The following is a 22,011-nucleotide window of genomic DNA, read 5'->3' as shown; positions in this document are numbered from 1 at the left end:
TAAGTAAAACCAATGACACTACTTACAGCGCCACCTTTACCATTACCGACGGCGGCAGCGATGTTGCATCCGGCAGTGATGTACCGGTCAGCTTTACACTGACTGACAGTGCAGGCAATACCAGCAGTGCTTTCACCACGGCAGTCAGTCAGAGCAGTGACGCTGTTTATGCCAACCTGCCGGAAATATCTTTAACAGCTGATACCAACAGCATTGTTGAGTTTGCAGGTGTATCGACAATAACCGCGACTATCAGCGGCAGTTTAAATAATCAGTGGCCGGATGATATTACGGTCAGCTTGGCATATACGGGTACCGGTACAGCAGGAACGGATTACAGTAAATCTGACAGTATTACTATCGCTGCCGGCAGCAGCAGTAATAGTGCAATGATTATCAGTGCTCCTGATTCATTGTTTGATGCGGCTGCTGCTGAAACTGCGATTGTCGATATCAGCAGTTTATCAGTGGGAAATGAAGGAGCGACTAATCAGCAGACCATCACCATTAATGATGCGCAGTCGACACCGACGGTTACCTTAAGTACCGGAAACAGTACGGTGGCTGAAAATGCAGGGACTTCTACGATAACAGCGACCTTAAACAATGCGACCTATGCCGATGTTACTGTTAATTTAGGCTATACGGGAACAGCGACAAGCGGCGGCAGTGATTACAATACAGCCAGCAGCTTTATTACCATTCCGGCGGGCTCAACATCTGCTAGTGCGGTGACTGGTATTACTGCTGTTGATGATTCCGTGCTGGAAGGTGACGAAACCATTATTATTGATATTACTTCGGTTAGCGGCGGTAGTGCATCAGAGTCAGGCAGCCAGCAGAAAACCATTACTATCAGTGATGATGAGCGTATTGCCGCCAGCTTAAGTGTAAGCAGCTCAACTATCGATGAGGCTGCAGGACAGGCGGTTGTCACGGTTACCCTGGACAAAGCCGCGATTGAAGCGGTTACTGTTGATTTAGGCTTTAGCGGCACTGCGGGAAGCTTTGATTATTCAACAACAGCTGACAGTATCACTATTGATGCCGGGCAGACGCAGGGAACAATAAACATTACCTCATTAGCTGATCAGATCGTTGAAGTTAACGAAACTATTATTATTGATATCAGCGGCGTCAGCGGCAGCAGTGCAGATGAGAATGGTGTTCAGCAGCAGACTATCATTATCACAAGTGCACCGACACCTATGATTACCTCTGCCGCCTACGATGCATCTACAGGTTATTTAGTCGTTAGCGGTGTAAATTTTGAGTCTACTGCCGGCTCGGAAAATGACGTTGATATTTCTTTATTAACCTTAACGGGTAAAGGTGATACTGCAGAGAGTTACAAACTTACCAGCAGCACTGATGTAGAGCTGGATTCTGCAACGCAGTTTACCGTCATTATATCTGGCGAAGACAAAACCTCTGTGGATAATATTCTCGATAAAATTGGAAGCAGTGCATCCGATGCTCAGCTTTATAATCTGGCAGCTGCAGATGACTTTATGGGAAATACTACAAACGAAGATACCAGTGACCCTCTTGGTAACGGAATCATTGTTAGTAAAGTCGCACCTATGGTCAATACACCTGCCAGCGCAGTGATATTAAATAGTGATCTACAGACTATCAGCGGCAGCTACAGCACTGACGGTATCAGCATTAGTTTGTATTTAGATGCCGACAATGATGGTGTTTCTGACGGCGGAACTGCACTCGGTTCTGATGTTGTAAGTGCAGGTGCATGGAGTATTGAAACTTCGCTAGCTGATGATACAGTTTATAATACCGTGGTGATTGCCGATTTTTCCGGTGCGCAAGAATCTGCACATGTGGATGTAGTGACAATTACTGAAGATTCAACTGCTCCTGTCGATCCCGTTGTTATTACTCCGGCTGTCGCTGTCAATGAATCTGGCAGCAGTTATAACATTTCCGGCAGTCATGCTGAAAATGACGTTATTGTGAAGCTTTATGCTGATAATGATAATGACGGCGCTGCTGATAATGCATCTGTGCTGGCTAGTGATATTGTCGCGGCTAATGCCTGGTCATTGATTACCGGAATTGATTTAGGAGCCAATAATTTCGTTGTGGTTGCGGAAGATACTGCTGTTAACAGCTCAAGCAGTATTGATGTTGCGACAATCACTGGAAACACTAGACCAAGTATTACGCAAGGCAGTCCGGCTGTTTTAATAACCACTGAGGATACCCCAGGAGAAATTACTCTTAATGCCTCTGATGCAGAAAGTAATACTTTAACCTGGAGTATCAGTTCACAGGCTGCAAATGGTGTGGCGGCTGCTGATGGTATTGGAAATAGTAAAGCGATCAGTTTTGTTCCTGATTCTAACTTTAACGGCAGCGACAGCTTCACTGTTTCTGTGACAGATAATATGGAAAGTGATTCCATTGTTGTAAATGTTACAGTGAACTCAGTTAATGATTCACCTGTATTTACAACAGCGCCCGAGACTTCTGCAGCTGAAGATATAGTCTACAGTTACAGTGTTGCGGCCTCGGATAATGATGATTCAAATATCATCATTAGCGCGGTAAGTAAACCTGGCTGGCTAACGCTGGTAAGCAATGCTAACGGCAGTGCTGAACTGTCCGGAACTCCTGTAAATGCCGATGTGGGTAATCATAATGTAGTGTTAATTGTAAGCGATACTCATAGCGGATCTGTAACGCAGAGCTTTACGGTTGCTGTTAGTAATACGAATGATGCTCCTGTTATTTCAGGAAAACCAGCCGTTTCAGTTCATGAAAACAGCTCCTACAGCTTTACGCCTGTCGTCTTTGACGATGATCTCAATGATACAAAAACCTTCTTGATCAGCAATAAACCAGACTGGGCCGCATTTGACAGTGCAACGGGAGCCTTAACGGGCACGCCGGGAAATGCAGATGTCGGCACCACAACGGGTATTATTATCAGCGTAAAAGACAGTGCGCAAGTCAGTGACGCTTTAGCCGCATTTAATCTGCAGGTTATCAACGTTAATAATGTGCCTGCAGGTGTTGTCGCCATCGTTGGCAATGCAGTTGAAGACAGTGTATTAACTGCCGCCAATACACTGACAGATGCAGATGGTTTAGGTACATTAATTTATCAGTGGAAAGCAGATGGTGTGAACGTTGGCACAAACAGCAATACCTACACACCAGATGATGAGGATGTAGGCAAAGCTATTACCCTGACTATCAGTTATACGGATGCCCATAACACGGTTGAAAGTAAAAGCAGCGGTGCAACAGCCGCTGTTCTTAATGTAAATGATGCGCCAGCCGGTACTCTAAGTATTAGCGGCAGCGCAGCGGAACACAGCATGTTAACGGCACATAATACATTAAGCGATGCTGATGGATTAGGTAAGTTAAATTATCAATGGTACGCCGATAATAATGCAGTTGACGGTGCTGACGCCTCTGTATATACATTAACTGCTGCAGAGATAGGCAAAACCATTACAGTTGTTATCAGCTATACAGATGCACACAACACGGTAGAAAGTAAAGTCAGTGCGCCGACAGCTTCGGTAGTTAATGTTAATGATGCACCGCTTATTTCTGGTACGCCTGCGACAAGCGTAGAAGTATTAAACAGTTACAGCTTTATACCAACGGTTAATGATGTTGATGCTGGCGATACGGTTACCTTCACTATTGTCAATAAACCAGGCTGGGCAAACTTTGATACTAAAACAGGAGTATTAACAGGTACACCCGTAGAGGAAAATGTAGGTACAACAAGCGCTATAGTGATCACTGCGTCGGATAGTGCTGATGCTAAAAGTTCACTGACTGCATTTAATATCACAGTGACTGAAATTGATAAAACACCATCATTACTCGGCATTGAGGATATTGAGGTAAATGCACAAGCATTGCTGACGCAGGCTGTTTTAGGCGAGGTAACAGCTGAGGATTATTTAGGTGAAGCGATTGAGCCAGTTAAGCCGGATAGTTTATTAGCTCCCGGCGAGCATGTTGTTATTTGGAAAGCCGTTGATTCCAGCGGCAATGAAGTAACCGCTAACCAGGTTGTTAAAGTACATCCGCTTATTTCTTTAGGTAAAAATACCTATATAAAAGAAGGCGAGTCATACTCGTTTAAAGTGTATTTAAATGGTAATGCACCGCAATACCCTGTTTCTGTGCCATATATGGTTTACGGTGAAAACCAGCAGTCATTAGGGCCGCTTGAATATGTCACTATCAGCGAGCAGGATAAAACCTATGGTGAATTTATTATTAGTGCCGCTATGACCAGCGCACACTCTATATTGACGGTTCAACTAGATCCTCTAAACAGCATCAACGGCTTGAATCTGGATATTAAATCATCATTAATACTAACGCGTATTGAAGAAAATATTGCGCCGAAAGTTGATTTAACCGTGGTACAGGAAGGGCAGGAACGCACTCAAGTAACAACAACCGGCAATGAAGTAACGATTACTGCAAGCTCGATGGACAGTAATAAAGATACGCTGGAAACGGTTTGGAGCAGCGAGAATAACGCACTTGTTAACAGCAGCTCAGATGAAAATCAATTCATTTTTGAACCACAAACATTACCAACAGGAGTGTATAAAGTGACTGCTACGGTGACGGAGACAAATACTGCAGAGCGCTACAGCAATACCCAAGATGTATATATAAATGTGACACTTGTACTGCCTGATTACGTTTCAGCTTCTTCTGAGCTGCCGGATAATACACTTTCGCATAAAGCGTCTGATGGTAATAAATACCTGCTTGAAGCGGAACCGGGTACAAAAGTAACATTCGGCCGGCTTTCGTTACAGGAGTCTGAAGGGGGAGTAAAAGTATCCATAGAAACCATTGAACAGGATCCGTCAATTGAACTTGATGACGCAGAAAATGTGAGTGTGGGTGGTATATTTGATTTTGAGATACATGAGCTGCCTGTTAATGGTCAATCGGTAAATATGGTACTGCCGCTGCGTGAAGTTATTCCTGAAGACGCCGTTTATCGGAAATATATCAGCAGTACAGGCTGGACTGACTTTGTTGAGGATAGTAATAATGCGCTTTATTCCGCTAAAGGTGCAGACGGTTATTGTCCTCCTCCAAGCAGTAGTGCTTATACTCAGGACTTAACTGCTGGCGACTGGTGTGTGCGCTTAACGATTGAGGACGGTGGTCCAAATGACGATGACGGAAAAGCGAACGGTACCATAATTGATCCAAGTGGTGTTACAGTTAATACCCCTGTAGTTGTACCCGTTGTACCGGTAACACCCGTTACGCCCGCTGAACCTGCGCAGAGTGAGACAAGTATTGTAAATACATCTGGCGGCGGCGGCAGCAGCGGTATTATGTTAATACTTATGACAATACTCTCCGCACTGTGCCGTTATGCTAAAAAAACAGGTATATTTTCTCTTGCTCTATTAAGCTTCAGCAGTCAGGCGAATGACTGGTTTATTGATGTAGATCTTGGTGTGAGTAAGGCTCATGAAGGAGATAACTTAAGCTCTGTCCCTGATGATAATATTATTAACCGTGATGATAAGGATATTAGCTGGTCACTTGGTTTGGGCTATAACCTCACAGATAACTGGATATTAGCTGCTCGTTATATTGATCTTGGTCAGGGCAGTGCGGAGCTAAAAGGCAGCACTGCTGATTATCACCAGTCAGTAATTAATGTGATGCCGATTTTAGTTAAAGGGGTTGGCCTGGAAGTAAGCTATCGCTTTTACAGCTATCAGGCCTTTAGCAGTTCAGTGACCCTTGGCGGTTTAGCCTGGCGCAGTGAAATAGAAAGTAGTTTTAATGGAAAAACGATTGATCACACTCAAAAGGGTAATGATTTTTATGCCGGGGCGGCCGCTGCTTACGATCTCAGTAAAAGCTGGCAGGCTGCTGTTGTTTATAAACGTTATTTTATTGATGTGAATGATGTAGACAATCTAGGAATGAGATTGACTTATAGTTTTTAATATCTGTATAACTGCTTATTTCTAATTCCATGTTATGGAGTAAAATAAGCAGTTATAGCTGTCATTATCTCACTGTTGTTTAATATCCAGTTTATCTAAAAGTGACGGATATCCCCAGCCGTTAGTGCCTGGCTGCACTTGTTCACCTGTTAAGTATTGATACAGAGTCGGTGCTAAAGAGCCGTTTTCTGCATAGGGCAGGCGTTTGTCTTTATTATTAACTAACTCTCCCCAGAATCCGATAAAAGCATCCTTTTCAAGGTAGCTCTCGCCGGCATGGCGACCTGGTACTTTGGTATTAAAACCAATGCCTTGTTCAGGAAATAGATTAATGGTGCCGGCGCGGGGCTCTTCATAAAGCGCGATTAACTGATTAACCGCATCGGGCCTTGCTGTATAGCTCATTAACTCCCGCCATTGGCTTGCAGTGCACCAGCTCGATGGTGAGCTTAAGCATTTAGAAATCAGCCCGCTTTTAACCATTTTTTGTTTGGATAATGTTTTCAAATACGGGTTACCTGCATATATATTTAATAAAACCACCGGACTGCCGTTAATAGAATAGTGTCTGATTTTTTCGCCCCGGCGCTCAATAATTTCATCACGGCGCTGGCCGTCTCGAGTACCTATCAAGCGCACTGTGCAGGAATCTAAGCCGCATGGTTTTTCACGCAGCACCATATAATCCAAAGATGCAGTCAGTCCGGCTGATAAGCGGTCGACAATATCAACAGGTGCATTCTTTTTAGGTGCATTAATCGGCCGCCAGTTAGTCAACTCCTGATAAACGGGCTGTGTTGACCAGCTCTTTTGAGCATTAAAAAAGTCCATCATAAAGTTGCCGCCGGCCGTAGAGGCAATGACAATATCAGTGCCTTTAATGCTCGGGGCATCAAGGTTATTGGTGATTTTCGGTCCTTCACCTTCATCGGAGGAAATCTTTTTAATGTTCAGTGTATAACCAAGCTCCTGCTGTAACGGCTGCAGTACTTCCGCCTCTGGATCTGTTACATAATAAACCGGTGCTAAACCATGGTCGCCGGCCATCCCCCACAGGGTGTTTTTATAAACACCAGCTTTTTTATACAGGGCTTCAGTTTCATTAAGCCAGTAATCCAGGCGATTTAACTCTCCCGTTGGCGAGATAACTTCATTACTGAAGGGGCCTTTGAAATGAGAGAAGTGATCTAACCAGGGGTTATAGACAAGCAGGTAATCGGGCATACCGCTGAAGGCCTGCTGTGAATAGCTGTGCAGCAGTCGGCTTATTTTCTTTTGTTTAGCGTGACTGCTGAATAACCGCCAGCCTGGAATAGCGGTATACTCGTTGATTAAATTAATCAATAAGCTCCGTGAGGCGTTTAATTCAAGCTCTGTATCGGCTCTTTCTGAGAGTTCTCGTCGACAGCGTTTTTCACCGAAATCCCGTTGCGATTCACCGGCACCTAAATTCAATAAAGCATCGTAACTGACATGGGCATTCCAGTCATACTGCGCATTGCAGTTAAGTGTCGAAAGGTGATTTAAGCGGTCAAACATGGTTAACAAGCCGTTGTCTGCGGTCAGCTTGTCTAGTTGAAGTGCATCATTACCGAAAAAATAATATGCACGGTCCTGACTGCGGTCCACAAAATGAAAGTTAGGAATACCGGTGCCTTGTTTTCCGGATACTTTTGCGCCGGTTTTTATTATTGGTAAGTTTCTGACGCTGATGGTCGGAGTGGATGAAATCCCCTGCTGAGCAATACTGCTTTGATGGCTTTGATATAAGCGTTTGAAAAAGGGTAAATATTTGTCGTCTTTGTATGGCTGCGAGGCTAATTCGGTTAGGAATGAAAGAGCCTGTGTGCTTTGAATAGTAGTGCTTGCTATACTAACTGGGTTAAAGTTAAGTCGATTCTGGTGCTGCTGATAGGCTTGACTGATAAAGGGCAGATCCTGATTCACCAGTCCTTCGACCAGCCCCTGCTGCAGGCCGTCGACAGTTATCTGTACTGCAAGGCGTCTATTCTGCTGCGCCTGTAAAAACTTAATAACATCTTGCGGATTATCGGCTAACAGCTTGTGCATCCAGTCATTTAAGGCATCAGCGCGTCTGCTTTTAAAAACGTACTGCCGGTAGCCTTTAAGCACATTAAGCCTGACAAAATCAATTAAGGTAACGGTCAGTGCCTGCGCTTTATTGTTGGTTTTAACAACACCATTGTCTTGCAAAATATGTTCAAGGGAGAGTTTTACATCACCTTCATCCATGCCTGCAGCTGCCTTGGTCAAGACATCCATTAAGATCGGCTGAATTTTATTGACTATTTTCAGGTCTTCTTCACTGTTTGTTAAGTAGTCATAATTATCCGGTAAATACTTTTCTTTACGCCATTTATCGATATCAATCAGGGCATCATAAACAACCACCATAGAGGCAATTAATTCACGGTTGAACTGCAGACCCTGTCCGTGATCGTCCTGTTCTGTTTCAACGGGCTTGTTGGTATCAAAACTATAAAGTGAATGCTCAAAGCCTCTTAGCTGTGCCTGTGAATAACTGCCTGCCAGGTGCTTTTTAAAGATATCCCCCTGTTCAACACCCGTATAACGATCCCGGAACATCTTTAAGAAATAGCCTAAAGGAATGGAATACATCGGGTTTGCCAGCTGCACAACCACTCTTTTTTTGACTTCACTGTCCAGCGGCAGAGTTAGAATGTAAGCTTCTAGGGACACGCCAGCCACAGTAAAAATGGAAACATCACGGGTGACGGTTGATGTCATTTCTATTGAATCTATAATGTCATTGCGAAGAACATCGGAATAATCAATAACCGCGCTGATCACCGGCGCCTGCGTTATGCCGGCTTGTGCGCTGGAGGCTGTTAAAACAAAAGCTAAAATAGAGGCTGATAATTTGAAATTCATTTATTTAAATCCATTATGTAAATGATTTTTATACTTTATATCATGATTGGTTATTTTGCCGAATGAATGATTGAGCAGTTTGTCGAGGCAGTTACAAAAAAGCAAAATGCCCTTATTAAAATAACAAAGGCATTCTTGCAGAGTGATTAAGAGCAGCAGTCCTTACGTGCCCGTTTTAACGGAAGCATATCAAAGAAAACTTTTGCCATTAACAGCGCTAAGATAATACCTGAACTGTAAACCAGTGCTTCGGGTAAAAGGGCACTTTGTTCTCCAATCTGCGGCATAACCACGAAACCAAAAGTGTTAACTAAGTAGTTCACTACCACTCCGGAGAGCAGGGCAACACCGAGTACGCCGCCGAGATATCCCAATAATGCACGTTTACCCAGCTCTTTGGCTACCACACCTAATGTTGCAATATTGGTTGCCGGACCTGCCAGCATAAATACCAATACAGCACCCGGTGAAACCCCGGCGAGTAATAGTCCGGCTGCAATCGGTGTTGAAGCGGTGGCACAGATATACATAGGTATTGAGATAATAACCATTACTAACATGGCTAAGATACCGTCACCCCATTTCGCCATAAAATCTGCCGGGACATAGGTCTGTACAACAGCTGCAAAGAATAAACCGATTAATAACCACACGGTGGTATCGCGTATTAGATCTGTGGCTGCAAAATGTAAGCCTTTTACAATGCGGGTGTGGATCGGTGTGCCTTGCAGTTCCTGAGCGATATCTTTAGTTGATTCACAGCAGTCAATATCTGCCTCATGGCTGTGTTTATGATTATGCTGTTTATCTGAACCGCCCGAACAGGTTGAGCTGCTTTCTTTTTTACTGCAGCAGCTGCTTTGTGCCGGTTGCTCGCTGTTATGAGCATAGCTATGATCGGCAGCTTGGTTTTTTATTTCCTGAAGCTGATCATCCCGGCCGACCAGTAAACCGGCGGTAATCGCACTGATAACGGCGGCTATCGGTCTGATTATTGCCATAAATGGCCCTAATAAAACATAAGAAATAGCGATTGAGTCCACGCCGGTTTCCGGAGTTGAAACTAAAAATGAGGTGGTGGCCGCTTTAGATGCACCTGAGCGTCGAAGGCCGACTGCAGCCGGAATAACACCGCATGAACATAAAGGCAGCGGCGCTCCTAGTAAAGCGGCTTTCACTGTGCTTTTAAAGCCGTGTCCGCCGAGTTGTTTGTGCATCCATGCCATAGGCACAAACATCTTCAGCATGCCTGCTAATACTAAGCCCAGTAATAACCATGGGGCTGAATCTAAAAATAGATCGATAAAATTTGCTAACAACATCGTTAACCCTTACTTTGACAATTTTTGCTGTAATGAGACTGATCGTGATCATGTGTCTGATTTTCACATTTAATGGCCGATGAATTTGATTCTAGCGCCTCTAAAATAGAGCAGTGCTCGGCGCTCTCCGGGCCACCGCAGCAGGCATCTGATAAACGTTGTAATGACGTTTTAAAATAATTAAGTTCGGCAATTTTAACTTCAACATCTGCTAATTTAATATCAACGACCCCTTTAACATCCGCACAGGCCCAGTTTGATTTATCTAACTCAATAGAAAGCAGCTCGGCGATATCAGTTAAAGAAAAACCAACCGCTTTTGCTCTTAATATAAAACGCAGGCGCTCAGCATCAGCTTCGGTGTAAATCCGGTAACCGGAGCCGCTGCGGGATGAAGGTGTCAGCAGGCCGTGCTTATCGTAAAATCTTAAGGTATCGGTTTTTACCTCATAACGCTGAGCGAGTTCCCCAATGCGGTACATATTATTATCCTTTATCAGCAGAAGTCTGTGGTGTTTATCTTACAAGTATAACCCTGGAGTTGAATCTAAGGTCAAGAGGGGAGTGTAAGATAATATAATTTTCTTGAACTGTATTTTTCAAGATCTGCTGTAAATACCTGTTTCAGATAAGCTGACATTGAACATCTTGTTTTTATTGTAAAAATCATCTGATGATTAAGTTTAGTTTTATGCAGTCAAAGTAATCTCTGATTTTGTGCATTGGGCAGTACCTTTTACAGCTAAAAAATTGACTCAAAAATAAGTGTCAGACCGCTGGAGTGTCTGGATTTATGTGCTGAAAACACTAGGCTCGGGTTATACGCAGTAAAAATTGTGCACTCTGTCAATTATCAATAGGTGATTTATGAAATATATTAAAACCCTGTTAGCTATTACTCTGTCAACCGTATTAGGCGCCTGTGGGGGAGGTGGTGGAAGTGATGATGGAGTTGCTGGAAGTGTAGATAGCGGTGCTGGCAGTTCAACTGAGTCAGCTTTATTCAGTCTGGGCGTCTCGGATAATCCAGCGGATGCAAAAATTGTTAATATCGCTTTTAAACAAGTGGTTCTAAAAAGCAGCGACGGTGCCGTTTCCTTTGATGTATCGGTAGGCGGGGGATCAAGGCATGTAGATCTTCTTACTGTTCAGGGCAAAGAGGTTGAAACACTGGTGAGCGCTCAGTCAGTGCCGCTCGGTGAATACCAGATGTGTATCTATATAGAAAACAGTGAAACAGCCAATACCGCCAGCTCCTATGTTAAAACGAACGATGGTAATGATGCGGGCCTTGTCACTAATAGTAATGGTTCCTGTGGCGGTGTCGGTGCAGAGGAGCTCAATACCGGGCGTTTATTTCTTAACAAAACCTTCACCATAGCCGCCGGTGTTAATACCTTTGTGGCCGAATTTGAGCTGGGTAAAGGTCTGCAGGGGCCGCATGGTAATAAAAATTACTGGACCCTGAAACCAACTTCTGTGCAGCTGATCAACAGCTCGGAAGTGGGGGTTATATCCGGGGAAATAAGCGCTGCGGTAATAGATAATTGTGAAGCTGAAGCCGGCGGATCTGAGTTCAGCTCTGCTGTTTACCTCTACCCTGCTTCTACGACTCTTGAAAATATGGGCGATTTTCGACCTGCAGATACTGTTCTTCCTCAAGTCGCACCGACCGCTTCTGCGCGGGTTAACCCGGTTAAAAATGAGCTTGATGAAATTATCGGCAATAAATATGAGTTCGGTTTTGTGGCTGCTGGTACTTACAGCTTAGGTTATACCTGCACCTATCAATATGATGATCCCGATTCAGAAGAGGCAGTTACTGACGGATTTATCATGCATGCAGCTGAGCAGGATGTCGCCGTTACGGCAGAGCAGACAACAGTACGGGATTTTACTGCCGTACCTTAGTAAAGTTTTATTTCTGCATGCTTAAAAGGCTGAATTCTTTGGAAATCAGCCTTTTTTATGTTTAAAACCGAGACTTGCTTAGTCGGAACAGGGATCTGTTATGTGCTATTAGCTGATATTTTCAATCGGATTCTTTTTACTGCTGTTTATTTATGCCGTTTATTATGCTCTGCAGACTCAGTTTCTGCTCAGATCCACATTAGCTTATCCTGATATTAATACAGAAATAGGCTCTCTCCGTTCAATTATGGATCCCAGCCTTCGCCATAACAGCGAATGTATCAAGCTTTTAATCAATTTTGTGCTGAGCAGCGCTATCTGGATACTGATATACCCGGGCTATTATCGACCTTTAAGATTAAATCCCCTGAACCAATTCTTCTATTAACCGTGATCATTTATTTTCTTACACCATTCTGCTTAATATTATGATCTATTTATGAAAGTGCGATCTCAGTCGTTTTAGAGGGCTAGGCTGATGATTTATTTTAAGTTTTGCCGAACTAAATCAGAAATAAATAGACTAATTTCATAACAAAATCAATGACTCAGACTGAGGTTGAAGTTCAAATACACTAATAGGAAAAACTGAATCATGACATTCCAATCAATAATAAATATTATATTGCCGCATTGCCAAGTTCATCAATATCCTGCTAATCACATATTAAAGGACAAAAGTGAAAATAAACTTTGTTTTTTACTTAAAGGGGGAGCCTATTCGTTAATTAAGAACGACTGTCAAAAAAAACCACAGGAGCTTATTTTATTTGATTTAAATCCGGGGGATTTTTTTGGTGATCTTATTTTTTCACATGAGCGGGAAGTTGAAAGATTTGATACCTGCGTGAAATCTACTAAAGCATGTGAGGTAGCAGAAATATCTTATCATAAGCTCAAAGATATCATTATCTCTTGTCCTGCTGTGCTGTTGTATTTATCAAATCAACTTGCCATACGTATGAATAATTATAAAGCAAGACTCGTTGCCAGAGACCGCCCGCTGGCTGTTCGTACTAAGCAGCTATTAGAAACACTGATAGACAGCCCGAGTGCACAGATTCATCCGGACGGTATGCAGATAAAAATATCACGTAAAGAAATTGGAGCCCGTCTTGGAACATCTGCACTAAGGGTCAGCAAGGCGCTGTCTTTATTGAAAAGTCAAAACATAATTATGGTTAAAGGAAAATCTCAGAGTATCGTACTGCTTGGAGCAGGGCCTGAATAGAAGCTATTATCTCTGTTGTTTTTGAGGTATCGGTAGAACACTGCACTTCTATAAATAGAAGTGCAGTAAAATTTTATTTATCAGATATAATCGTATCTATATCAATGTGTTACCTGTTTGTGTAAAATGTCACGCAGATGTAAATTATTTAAGAGCTGGAAGTGTATATACAGGCCTGGTTTCGTTCTCTGCGTATATAGTCAACTTTTCTGCTTCCTGCATTAAAGGGGATTAATAGTGTTTTGGTGTTTTGCCTTTTGTGAAAACCTCAAACTCGGCCGTATTGAGATGCTCGGCATAAAGGGTGATTTCATGCAGCAGTGGATATCAAATAATTGGTTAGCATTATACGGGGCTATAGCAGGTTCAGCCGCACTTATTATTAATTTATCAAGATTAAGAAGGTCTCAAGTAAAGCTTAAAATAACTATTTATCCTCATGAAAATAAAGAAGAAAGCATCAAATTAATTTCTCAGAATAAAAATAAGGAAGTATACGAGCGTACCAACCTTGCTCCGGTTTATACATTAAACGTCTGCAATGTAGGTAGAATTAACGCGGTTATTAAAGATGCCAGACTGATTTGTCAATCCGGTGTAGATAGAAAAGCGTTAACACCTAAAAAAATTGGTGATGGAACTATCTTAAGCGAAGTCACTGAAATTAATATTGTGCCCAGATCGTCTTTTAGTTTTAATATTTACTTACGAGACGGTGAAAAGCCCTTTGAAGCCGCCAAAGCGATTATACTCGATAATACAGGCAAAGAGTGGTGTAAGGTTAACAGAACTAATAACAGCGGATTATTTAAAATAGGAATTTAAGGTTTATTAAATATTTTCCTGTCTAGTTCCTTTTTGTAGAATGAATAACAAAGGTAAAAGCAAACGGGTTAATGCTCTTTCCCTAACATTGCCTTTTTAACCACTACGATCCCCACTATAGCAAACACTAATAACAGCAAAAAAGGGCCTAACCATAACAGATAAGTTCTTGCTTCAAATTTGGGGTTATATAAAACAAAATCACCAAAACGACTGGTCATAAAATCGATAATTTGTGTATTGGTTTTCCCCTTATCAACCATTTGGTAAACGATTAAACGCAGATCTTTTGCGATTGGGGAGTTCGATTCCATTAAATTTTGGTTTAAGCACTGTGGACAACGCAGTTCGCGTGCAAGATTAATTGCCCTTGTCTGTTCGCTGCTGTTTTTAAAAGCGAAGGTTTCTACCTGTTTTACCTGTTCACTATCTGCAGGGGCAAAAACTGAGTTTAGCGGGGTATTATTAACCTCCCCTGCAGTTACTAAGCTAGAAAACAGTAATGTTAAATACAACCAGAAGCGCATCATTTATCCCTCTTTAGTCGTTAGCTTTGCAGTAACAGGCTGGAAAACAGCAGTCCATATTTCTGGAGTCAGTGCACCATTAAAACGGCCGATAATCATGCCTTGTTTGTTGATTAAGTAGCTTTCTGGTGTGCCTATCACGCCTAAATCAAGCGCGAGTTTTCCTGCCGGATCAAAAATTACCTTCTGATAAGGGTTGCCTGTTTTAGCAAGAAGTGAAACCGCCGTCTGCTGATTATCACGGTAATTAAGCCCGACAATATTAACCCCCTGTTCCGCTAACTTTAATAAGAACGGATGCTCTATTTTACAGACTGCACACCAGGAAGCCCAAACATTGAGCAGCGTGTATTCACTATCTATCTGCTCTGTGAACAGTGTTTCTGTCAACGGCTGATCGGTTTGTAAATCATTTAATTGAAAAGCCGGCAGTGGTTTTGGCTGTACAGCTGCTTGTTTGATATTATTTTTATTGTTAAGTCCCATGACCAATAAAATAATAACCAAACCGACGATTAAGCTCGGTAATAAAAGTGCCGTTTTTTTATTGTTCATCATTTTCTCCATTACGGCGGGACAGGGGAGGAAAACGTTTAAGCAGTGCAAACAGGCCTCCGATTATCATTAATACTGTCCCTAGCCAGATCCAGTTAGTAAAAGCGCGTTTCTGAATGCGTACTGCATAATCGGTCGCATCAATTTTTTCGCCTAGTGTAATGTAGATATCTTTGTTCCATAAAGATTTAATGGCGGGTTCACTCATGTTCATGACTCGCACAGGGTAGTGGCGGCGCTGCGGGGTCAACTGATAGTCTTTATTGTGTTGATCGGTTATGAATAATAATGCTTGTTCTGCACTGTAGTTCGGTCCTATTACCCACTGCGTTTCAATGTATTCAATGCTTAACTCACCCAATACAACTTGTGTACCAGGGCCCATTTTACTACTGATTTCACTGGAGTTATGGGCGTTTAATGCTGCACCTATTGCGGTAATCGCGATACCAGTATGAGCAATAGTCATCGCACTGTTTTTAAAAAGGCGTTTAATAAAATGCAGTTTAAAAAAGGGAGTTATTATGACCCATGATGTACTGAGTAATACCAGAATGACTAAGGTATCAGTACCTTCTGTAAGCAGATAAAAGATCAGCAGAGCAGCCAGCAGGCTTAATATAAGTGCACCGGTTAATCGTTTTTTATCAAGTTTACTTTTCCCCCAGTTTATAAACGCTGCACAGCCCATCAATAGAAAAGCAAGCAGCGTTAAAGGTACAAACAGTGCGTTAAAATAGGGCGCGCCAACGGATATTTTTCCTAAATTAAAAGCATCAAAAATCATCGGGTAAAAAGTGCCCAATAATACAGTAAGAGTGGTAACAGCAAACAGGCTGTTTAAAGCTAAAAAGAGTACCTCTCGGCTATAGAATGAGCGTAACCTGCCAACTTTAAATCGACCATAATTATTCGCAAACAAGGTTAACGGCACCACTAAGCAAAGTGCTAAAAGCAGCAGTAATAACAGTCCTTTGGTTGGATCAACGGCAAAGGCATGTACCGAGGTTAATACTCCTGAGCGCACGACAAATGTACCTAATATGCTTAAACAGAAGGTAAAAACAGCCAGAAGCAGGCTCCAGCGGATAAGTGCATGACGCTTTTCACTGGCAGTCAAGGAGTGTAATAAAGCGGTGCCTGTTAACCAGGGTAATAGTGAGGCATTTTCAACGGGATCCCAAAACCACCAGCCTCCCCAACCGAGCTCATAATAAGCCCACCATGCACCTAATGCGATACCTGCTGTAAGAAACGTCCACGCAAGTAAAGCCCATCCTCGACTTTGTTTTGCCCAGGGGAAAGTGCTTTGCGGCTGGCAAAGAGCGGCTGCGGCAAAGGCAAATACGCCTGAAAACCCCACATAACCTAAATACAGCAGCGGCGGATGAAAAATCAAGCCGACATCCTGGAGCATAGGATTAAGATCACGACCTTCAAAGGGCATTGGCAGTAAACGTAAAAACGGGTTTGAGGTAAACAGGGTTAATAATACAAAAGCCAGAATAAGCAGGTTCATTACTACAAGTACATGGCTGATAAACTGACCTTTTCGCCGGCGGTTAATAACAGCAATAGCAAAAGCCCACAGTGCTAATGAGAATACCCAAAACAGTAAGGAACCTTCATGACCTCCCCATACGGCAGCTATTTTAAAAAAAGCAGGAAGCTGTGAATTAGAATGCTGCGCAATATATAAAACTGAAAAATCATCAACTAAGAAGCTATAGGCCAACAGGGAGATAGAGAGTGTGACTGAAACAGCAGCTCCATAGGTTAACGGCCAGGTATATTTACGCAACTGAGGGCTGTTTTTAACAGTGGCTAATAGTGGAAATAAAACGCCAAGAAGGGCAAAGAACCCAGTTAAAATAAGTAAAAATAGTGCGATTTCTGGGATCATCTAAAAAGTCATTATCCTTTGTATAAGCGCCGCCTCAGGAGACTGCACTTATATTTATGTCCGGCAAAAATTTCAGCGTCAATAATAGCATTTTGTATCTCTGGAAGTGCAGTGTTAACTGCGCCGTATGCAAAGGCAAAGATAACACTACACCTCCAGAATGATATAACACCGTTATTGAAGGGTTAAACAACAGTCATCTGCCCGGCGTAAAGGATGAATGTTCGCAGCATCAATACCCCTAACAAGCTAAGTCCTGTCACCATAAATAGAAAGCTGCTGGTATGACGAGTCTGCTCAGAAGTGACAAAGTTTAAAATAAGGGGCAGCAGCATACCTAAGCCCACCACACCTATCCAGAACCATCCAGCCCAAAAACCTGCACCGATAGCCGCCATTGCCGCCGCCTCTTTCTGTCCTCCGCCTAAAATAAGACCTGAGAAGAAGCAAAGCAGTAGAAATAGCTCAAACATAACCACGGGACGTTCAAAACCATGTACCCACTTAACCGATGGACAGTGCATCGACTGTTTAAATACCAGCACACCAAACATCAAACTTGCCGCCGCCCCGGATGATAAACTGGAGAAGACAAACAATACCGGTAAGACGGGGTTATTAAGCAGTGGAAAGGTTTTTAATGCTGATAATAAAAAACCTGTGTAAGCGGCAAGCGTAACTGCTAAAACAGCTAAAATCACTTCCAGCATATTTTCAAGCGGTTTGATTTTATCAATAATTAAACCAATAAAGTTGAGCTTGTCACCGACAAACTTATTTAATATGTTCAGCAGTTCATCTTTAAAGAGCACCGCTAACCAAACAAACAATACGGCCATGTAGACATTAAACAGAATAACACCCATCGACATGATGGAGGTGGTATTCACGTAGATCATGATTTTCCAAAATGCTAATGGTTTAGTAAGGTGAAAAACTAAGATGGTTAATCCTACAACAATACCAAACGGTGCAAGAATAGCGGTGGCTTTGATAATGCCGTTATCAGCAGCACGTCCCTCTATCACTTTGCGTTTAAGGTAGATAGCGATCATCACCATACCTGCCGACATACCCGCTAAAAACAGATAAACAGCAATGATCCAGTCCCATACAACGGCTTCACCTGAAAAAGCTTCAATAAATGTATTCATCGTTTTATCTCCCCTTTACCGTCAGCAATTTTGTAAAGTTTAGGCTGTGTGCCTAACTCGACTTTGTTACGATATACCGTGTTATTAGCGATCACCTTATTGATCTCACTATCTGGATCATTTAGATCACCAAAAACTAAGGCATTGGTCGGGCAGGATAAAACACAAGCGGGCAGCTTTCCTGCTTTTAAATTAGTATCCCGGCAGAAGTTGCACTTATCAGCGGAGCCTGTTTCAGGGTGAAAGAAACGTACTTGATAGGGGCAGGCGACCAGGCAGTATCCACAGCCGACACATTTATCAGCTTCTACATCAACGATACCCGTTGCTTGGTCTTTATAGGCAGCTCCCGTTGGGCAGACATGAACACATGGTGCATTGTCACAATGCTGGCAGGAGGTGCGGTCAAAACGATATTTGACATCGGGGTGCTCACCAATTGGACCACTACGAGTTATCTCTAAGCGCGACACACCTTCAGGAACATTGTTGGTTTCTCGACATGCTTCTGTACATTTTGTACAACCAATGCAGGCACTGGAATCAAACACCATACCATAGCGTTTTTTTCCATCACTCATGACGGCGGCTAATGTTCTGCTGCTGACGGAGGTAATCCCGGTGGTAAAAATAATTGCACCAGTACCTATTAATAGATCTCGTCTAGTACAGCTCATATCACTCTCCTTGATCATCAGTTGAGTTAAAATCTTGATGACACTCTACGCAAAATTCAATCTGCTGCTTCTTGGGTTTTGCTTGTATGCCCTGTTTTTCACCATCGGCATGCACAACGTGGCAGTTTGAACAGGTGGCATTTTTAGCATGTACATCATGTGTCCAGTTTTGCTCTTGTAATTTTTCCGGGGTATGACACTCATTACAATTTGCCGTGCTGCTTAAAATGGAGTCAACATTGAGCTGATGTTTGTTTTTGCCTGCTTTAGACTGTGCTGCAGAGTATTTGGTTACTTTAGGGGAGTTTTCGCGATGTTCCGCTGAAATCGAGTCATGGCATTGTACACATTTTAACTCTTTACCTAGCTCCTTAGTTACCTCTTCACCATGTGTACCTAATAGTGCTTGTTTGGCATCTTTATGGCATTGAGTACATTTATAGTCGCTATCACGATTATAGGTTACAACGTGCCGTGTACTATTCTGCTCTGCTTTATTCGGGGGTGATGTTTCAGCGGAAACGGTTGATGAGAAACCATAGATACAGAGAATTAACAGAGCGTTAATCAGTGTAGTGATGGCTAATTTTACATTATCCATTTTGCATCCTTCCATGAGAGCCTTCGTTATAAATAAGGCGTATCGTTTAAAAACTAGATACAAAAATTCTCAATATGTTTTACAACATATCTTAATTTTGTACGTTTAAATCCATTCTCATTTTTTGATGCCAGCCACAACGCTTAACGCGTTAAATATAGGTAAAGAAACAGTTTCAGGGAAAGTTTAATACCTGCAATTGTGATCTGGATAGTAACAAAAAAACAAAATACTACTTAGTGGGTGTGTGCATTATGAGGGATTGATGATGAAAGGTGTTGTCATACTAATAAGTCTTTAAATCAATATCTTATTGTTGGTATTGATTGTCATTTTCCTTTGGTTTTATGTCTTGATTTGAAACAATGTTTTATTGATTAACTGAACTTTTGTTCTGAAATCAATCGGCGCAGTTAGTTTTCGCACTCTACATCATATACTCTCTACTACATCTTCAATTCTTGTTTTATTGCCGTCCTCACAACGCTGGTAATGATAAATAAATACTTAATTGGAGATAATTATGGTGAATAAACCAGTTACTGCACTAGTCCTACTCTTAGCTGCCTCGCTGAGCGGTAACCTGTCTGCTGCAGAAAACAAAAAAGATCGTATTGAACCTCGTAATGAAACTTTTGAACAAGCACACCCAGAGCAATACAAAACCTGGAAAGAAACCAGCGAAAGCGAACAACTAACTGATGCGCTGGCAGAAGACCCCCTTATGGTCATTATGTGGGCAGGTTACGGTTTCTCGAAGGATTACAATAAAGCACGTGGTCACTTCTATGCCATTGATGATCTCCGTAATACTTTACGTACTGGTGCTCCTAAAGATGGTAAGACCGGCCCTATGGTAATGTCATGCTGGAGCTGTAAAAGCCCCGATGTTGCACGCTTTTTAGATGAAAACGGCGAAGATGCTTATTTCACTGGAAAATGGGCAAAGGGCGGACCTGAGATTGTGAATGCGATAGGTTGTTCCGACTGCCATGATACCCGCAGTAAAGAATTCAAAAATGGAGAGCCTGCACTTAAGCTGACTCGTCCACATGTTTTACGTGCAATGGAGGCGATTGGTAAACCCTTTGAAAAGCAGCCCCGCCTAGATCAGCAGGCACAAGTCTGTGCACAATGTCATGTTGAATACTACTTTACCGGTCCGACAAAAGCGGTCAAATTCCCGTGGGATAAAGGCATGAAAGTAAGTGATATGGAAGCATATTATGATGCACTCGGCTTTAAAGACTGGACTCATAAAGTCTCAAAAGCACCGATGTTAAAAGCGCAGCATCCAGGTTATGAAACATGGGCACAAGGTATCCATGGTAAGAATAATGTGACGTGTATTGATTGTCATATGCCTAAAGTTGAAAATGAGGACGGCACTGTATTTACCGATCATAAAGTCGGTAACCCGTTTGACCGCTTTGAAAACACCTGTGCAAACTGTCATACGCAAAGCAAAAATATGCTCCAGGAGATTGTTGCTACACGTAAGGCGCAGGTTTTAGAGATGAAACTGATTGCAGAGAAACAGATTGTCGCAGCCCATTTTGAAGCTGGAGCAGCTTGGAAAGCCGGCGCGACTGAAGCTGAAATGAAAGATATCTTACAAGATATTCGTCATGCACAGTGGCGCTGGGATTATGCAATTGCCTCACATGGCGTGCATATGCATGCACCAGAAGTTGCGCTAAGTGTGTTAGGTACAGCGGTTGACCGCGCTAGCGATGCACGTACTAAACTAGTACGTTTGTTAGCGAAAAAAGGGATAACAGATGCGGTTGAAATTCCTGATATTTCAACAAAAGAAGCCGCACAAAAAGCACTTGGTATGGATATGGAAAAGATGAATAAAGAGAAACAAGAGTTCTTAAAAACATTGGTTCCAGAATGGGAAGCAGAAGCTGAAAAACGCGAAGCCGCTTATTAATTCACAACATGACTGCTGAAAAATAAAATGCCGACTTCAACGTCGGCATTTTTTTGCTCTTAAAAAGACAAGGTTTATCTTCATATTTGTATTCTATGCGAAGAGATCTTATACCAATTCCATTAATTAGATGATCTATTTAGGCGTAGGAAAAATGGATGAAACAAGGCGTTGATTGCAGTAACTAGTGCCTTTTCCAATTAATTTTGATTAGTTGACTTTATAAGTTTGCCGTACGCTTTGTTAAGTTTTGAACGTGCGGCATCTACATCGAACATCCAGTTTATCGTTTCTTTTTTCTCATTGCGTTTAAGCGCCCAAGCGGATAACTCCCGTTTTAATGTATCCATGTCCGGTATGCGCCTGTCCAGACACTGTTTACTCATAACTCCAATCTCTATTTCCGCCATATTCAGCCAGCTGGCATGCTTCGGAGTGTAATGAAATTCCAGTTTGTTAAGTATTCTTCGCG

At 42.4% G+C, this 22,011-nt stretch carries 15 protein-coding genes; 5 read left to right on the top strand and 10 right to left on the bottom strand.

Translation table 11 applies throughout. From position 1 onward, the window contains the following. Positions 1–5,984, top strand: a 5,984-nt coding sequence (locus G327_RS0122445; RefSeq protein WP_019617055.1) for a putative Ig domain-containing protein, incomplete at its 5' end; no start/stop codon positions are given. A gap of 69 nt (positions 5,985–6,053) precedes the next feature. Here the strand turns inward: G327_RS0122445 and G327_RS0122440 are convergent. The 3 genes from G327_RS0122440 to zntR form a co-directional block, all read right to left on the bottom strand. Then, positions 6,054–8,897 (bottom strand): alkaline phosphatase family protein, encoded by a 2,844-nt coding sequence (locus G327_RS0122440; RefSeq protein ID WP_019617054.1) that lies wholly within the window; start codon positions 8,895–8,897, stop codon positions 6,054–6,056. A gap of 146 nt (positions 8,898–9,043) precedes the next feature. Beyond that, entirely contained in the window at positions 9,044–10,219 is a 1,176-nt protein-coding gene (locus G327_RS0122435; protein WP_019617053.1) for an SO_0444 family Cu/Zn efflux transporter, read from the bottom strand. 2 nt (positions 10,220–10,221) lie between these two features. After that, positions 10,222–10,701 carry a Zn(2+)-responsive transcriptional regulator gene (zntR, locus tag G327_RS0122430; protein WP_019617052.1) on the bottom strand — a complete coding sequence of 160 codons (480 nt, stop codon included), beginning with the start codon at positions 10,699–10,701 and terminating at the stop codon, positions 10,222–10,224. 385 nt (positions 10,702–11,086) lie between these two features. Between zntR and G327_RS0122425 the strand changes: the two genes are divergently transcribed. The 3 genes from G327_RS0122425 to G327_RS0122415 all read left to right on the top strand — a co-directional run bounded on the left by G327_RS0122425 (position 11,087) and on the right by G327_RS0122415 (position 14,186). After that, complete coding sequence (locus G327_RS0122425) at positions 11,087–12,130, top strand: DUF4382 domain-containing protein (protein WP_019617051.1); 1,044 nt, start codon at positions 11,087–11,089, stop codon at positions 12,128–12,130. Between the two features lie 595 nt (positions 12,131–12,725). Next, entirely contained in the window at positions 12,726–13,361 is a 636-nt protein-coding gene (locus G327_RS0122420; RefSeq protein WP_019617050.1) for a Crp/Fnr family transcriptional regulator, read from the top strand. A 312-nt stretch (positions 13,362–13,673) separates the two neighbouring features. Next, a complete protein-coding gene (locus G327_RS0122415) occupies positions 13,674–14,186 on the top strand; it encodes a hypothetical protein (protein ID WP_157601275.1) in 513 nt (170 codons plus the stop codon). Positions 14,187–14,254: 68 nt separating this feature from the next. Here G327_RS0122415 and nrfF read toward each other — a convergent pair whose 3' ends face one another. From nrfF to G327_RS0122385, 6 genes are all read right to left on the bottom strand, one after another. Further along, entirely contained in the window at positions 14,255–14,716 is a 462-nt protein-coding gene (gene nrfF / locus G327_RS0122410; RefSeq protein ID WP_019617048.1) for a heme lyase NrfEFG subunit NrfF, read from the bottom strand. Continuing rightward, positions 14,717–15,268, bottom strand: a complete 552-nt coding sequence (locus G327_RS0122405) for a DsbE family thiol:disulfide interchange protein (RefSeq protein ID WP_019617047.1) — start codon at positions 15,266–15,268, stop codon at positions 14,717–14,719. Further along, complete coding sequence (locus G327_RS0122400) at positions 15,258–17,171, bottom strand: heme lyase CcmF/NrfE family subunit (protein ID WP_019617046.1); 1,914 nt, start codon at positions 17,169–17,171, stop codon at positions 15,258–15,260. The genes G327_RS0122405 and G327_RS0122400 overlap by 11 nt, the downstream gene beginning before the upstream one ends. A 185-nt stretch (positions 17,172–17,356) precedes the next feature. Next, positions 17,357–18,325 (bottom strand): cytochrome c nitrite reductase subunit NrfD, encoded by a 969-nt coding sequence (gene nrfD, locus G327_RS0122395; protein ID WP_019617045.1) that lies wholly within the window; start codon positions 18,323–18,325, stop codon positions 17,357–17,359. Beyond that, positions 18,322–19,002 (bottom strand): cytochrome c nitrite reductase Fe-S protein, encoded by a 681-nt coding sequence (nrfC, locus tag G327_RS0122390; RefSeq protein WP_019617044.1) that lies wholly within the window; start codon positions 19,000–19,002, stop codon positions 18,322–18,324. The genes nrfD and nrfC overlap by 4 nt, the downstream gene beginning before the upstream one ends. A gap of 1 nt (position 19,003) precedes the next feature. Then, positions 19,004–19,603: a cytochrome c3 family protein gene (locus G327_RS0122385; protein ID WP_019617043.1), complete on the bottom strand. Its 600-nt coding sequence runs from the start codon at positions 19,601–19,603 to the stop codon at positions 19,004–19,006. 523 nt (positions 19,604–20,126) lie between these two features. Between G327_RS0122385 and nrfA the strand changes: the two genes are divergently transcribed. Then, complete coding sequence (gene nrfA, locus G327_RS0122380) at positions 20,127–21,539, top strand: ammonia-forming nitrite reductase cytochrome c552 subunit (protein ID WP_019617042.1); 1,413 nt, start codon at positions 20,127–20,129, stop codon at positions 21,537–21,539. A 200-nt stretch (positions 21,540–21,739) separates the two neighbouring features. Here the strand turns inward: nrfA and G327_RS0122375 are convergent. Next, the coding region (locus G327_RS0122375; protein WP_019617041.1) for a transposase at positions 21,740–22,011 on the bottom strand (272 nt) is incomplete at its 5' end.

The organism is Psychromonas ossibalaenae ATCC BAA-1528 (genome assembly GCF_000381745.1).
Taxonomy (GTDB): domain Bacteria; phylum Pseudomonadota; class Gammaproteobacteria; order Enterobacterales; family Psychromonadaceae; genus Psychromonas; species Psychromonas ossibalaenae.
The sequence above is the reverse complement of the archived record's forward strand: the minus strand, read 5'-3'. Positions and strand labels throughout refer to the sequence as shown.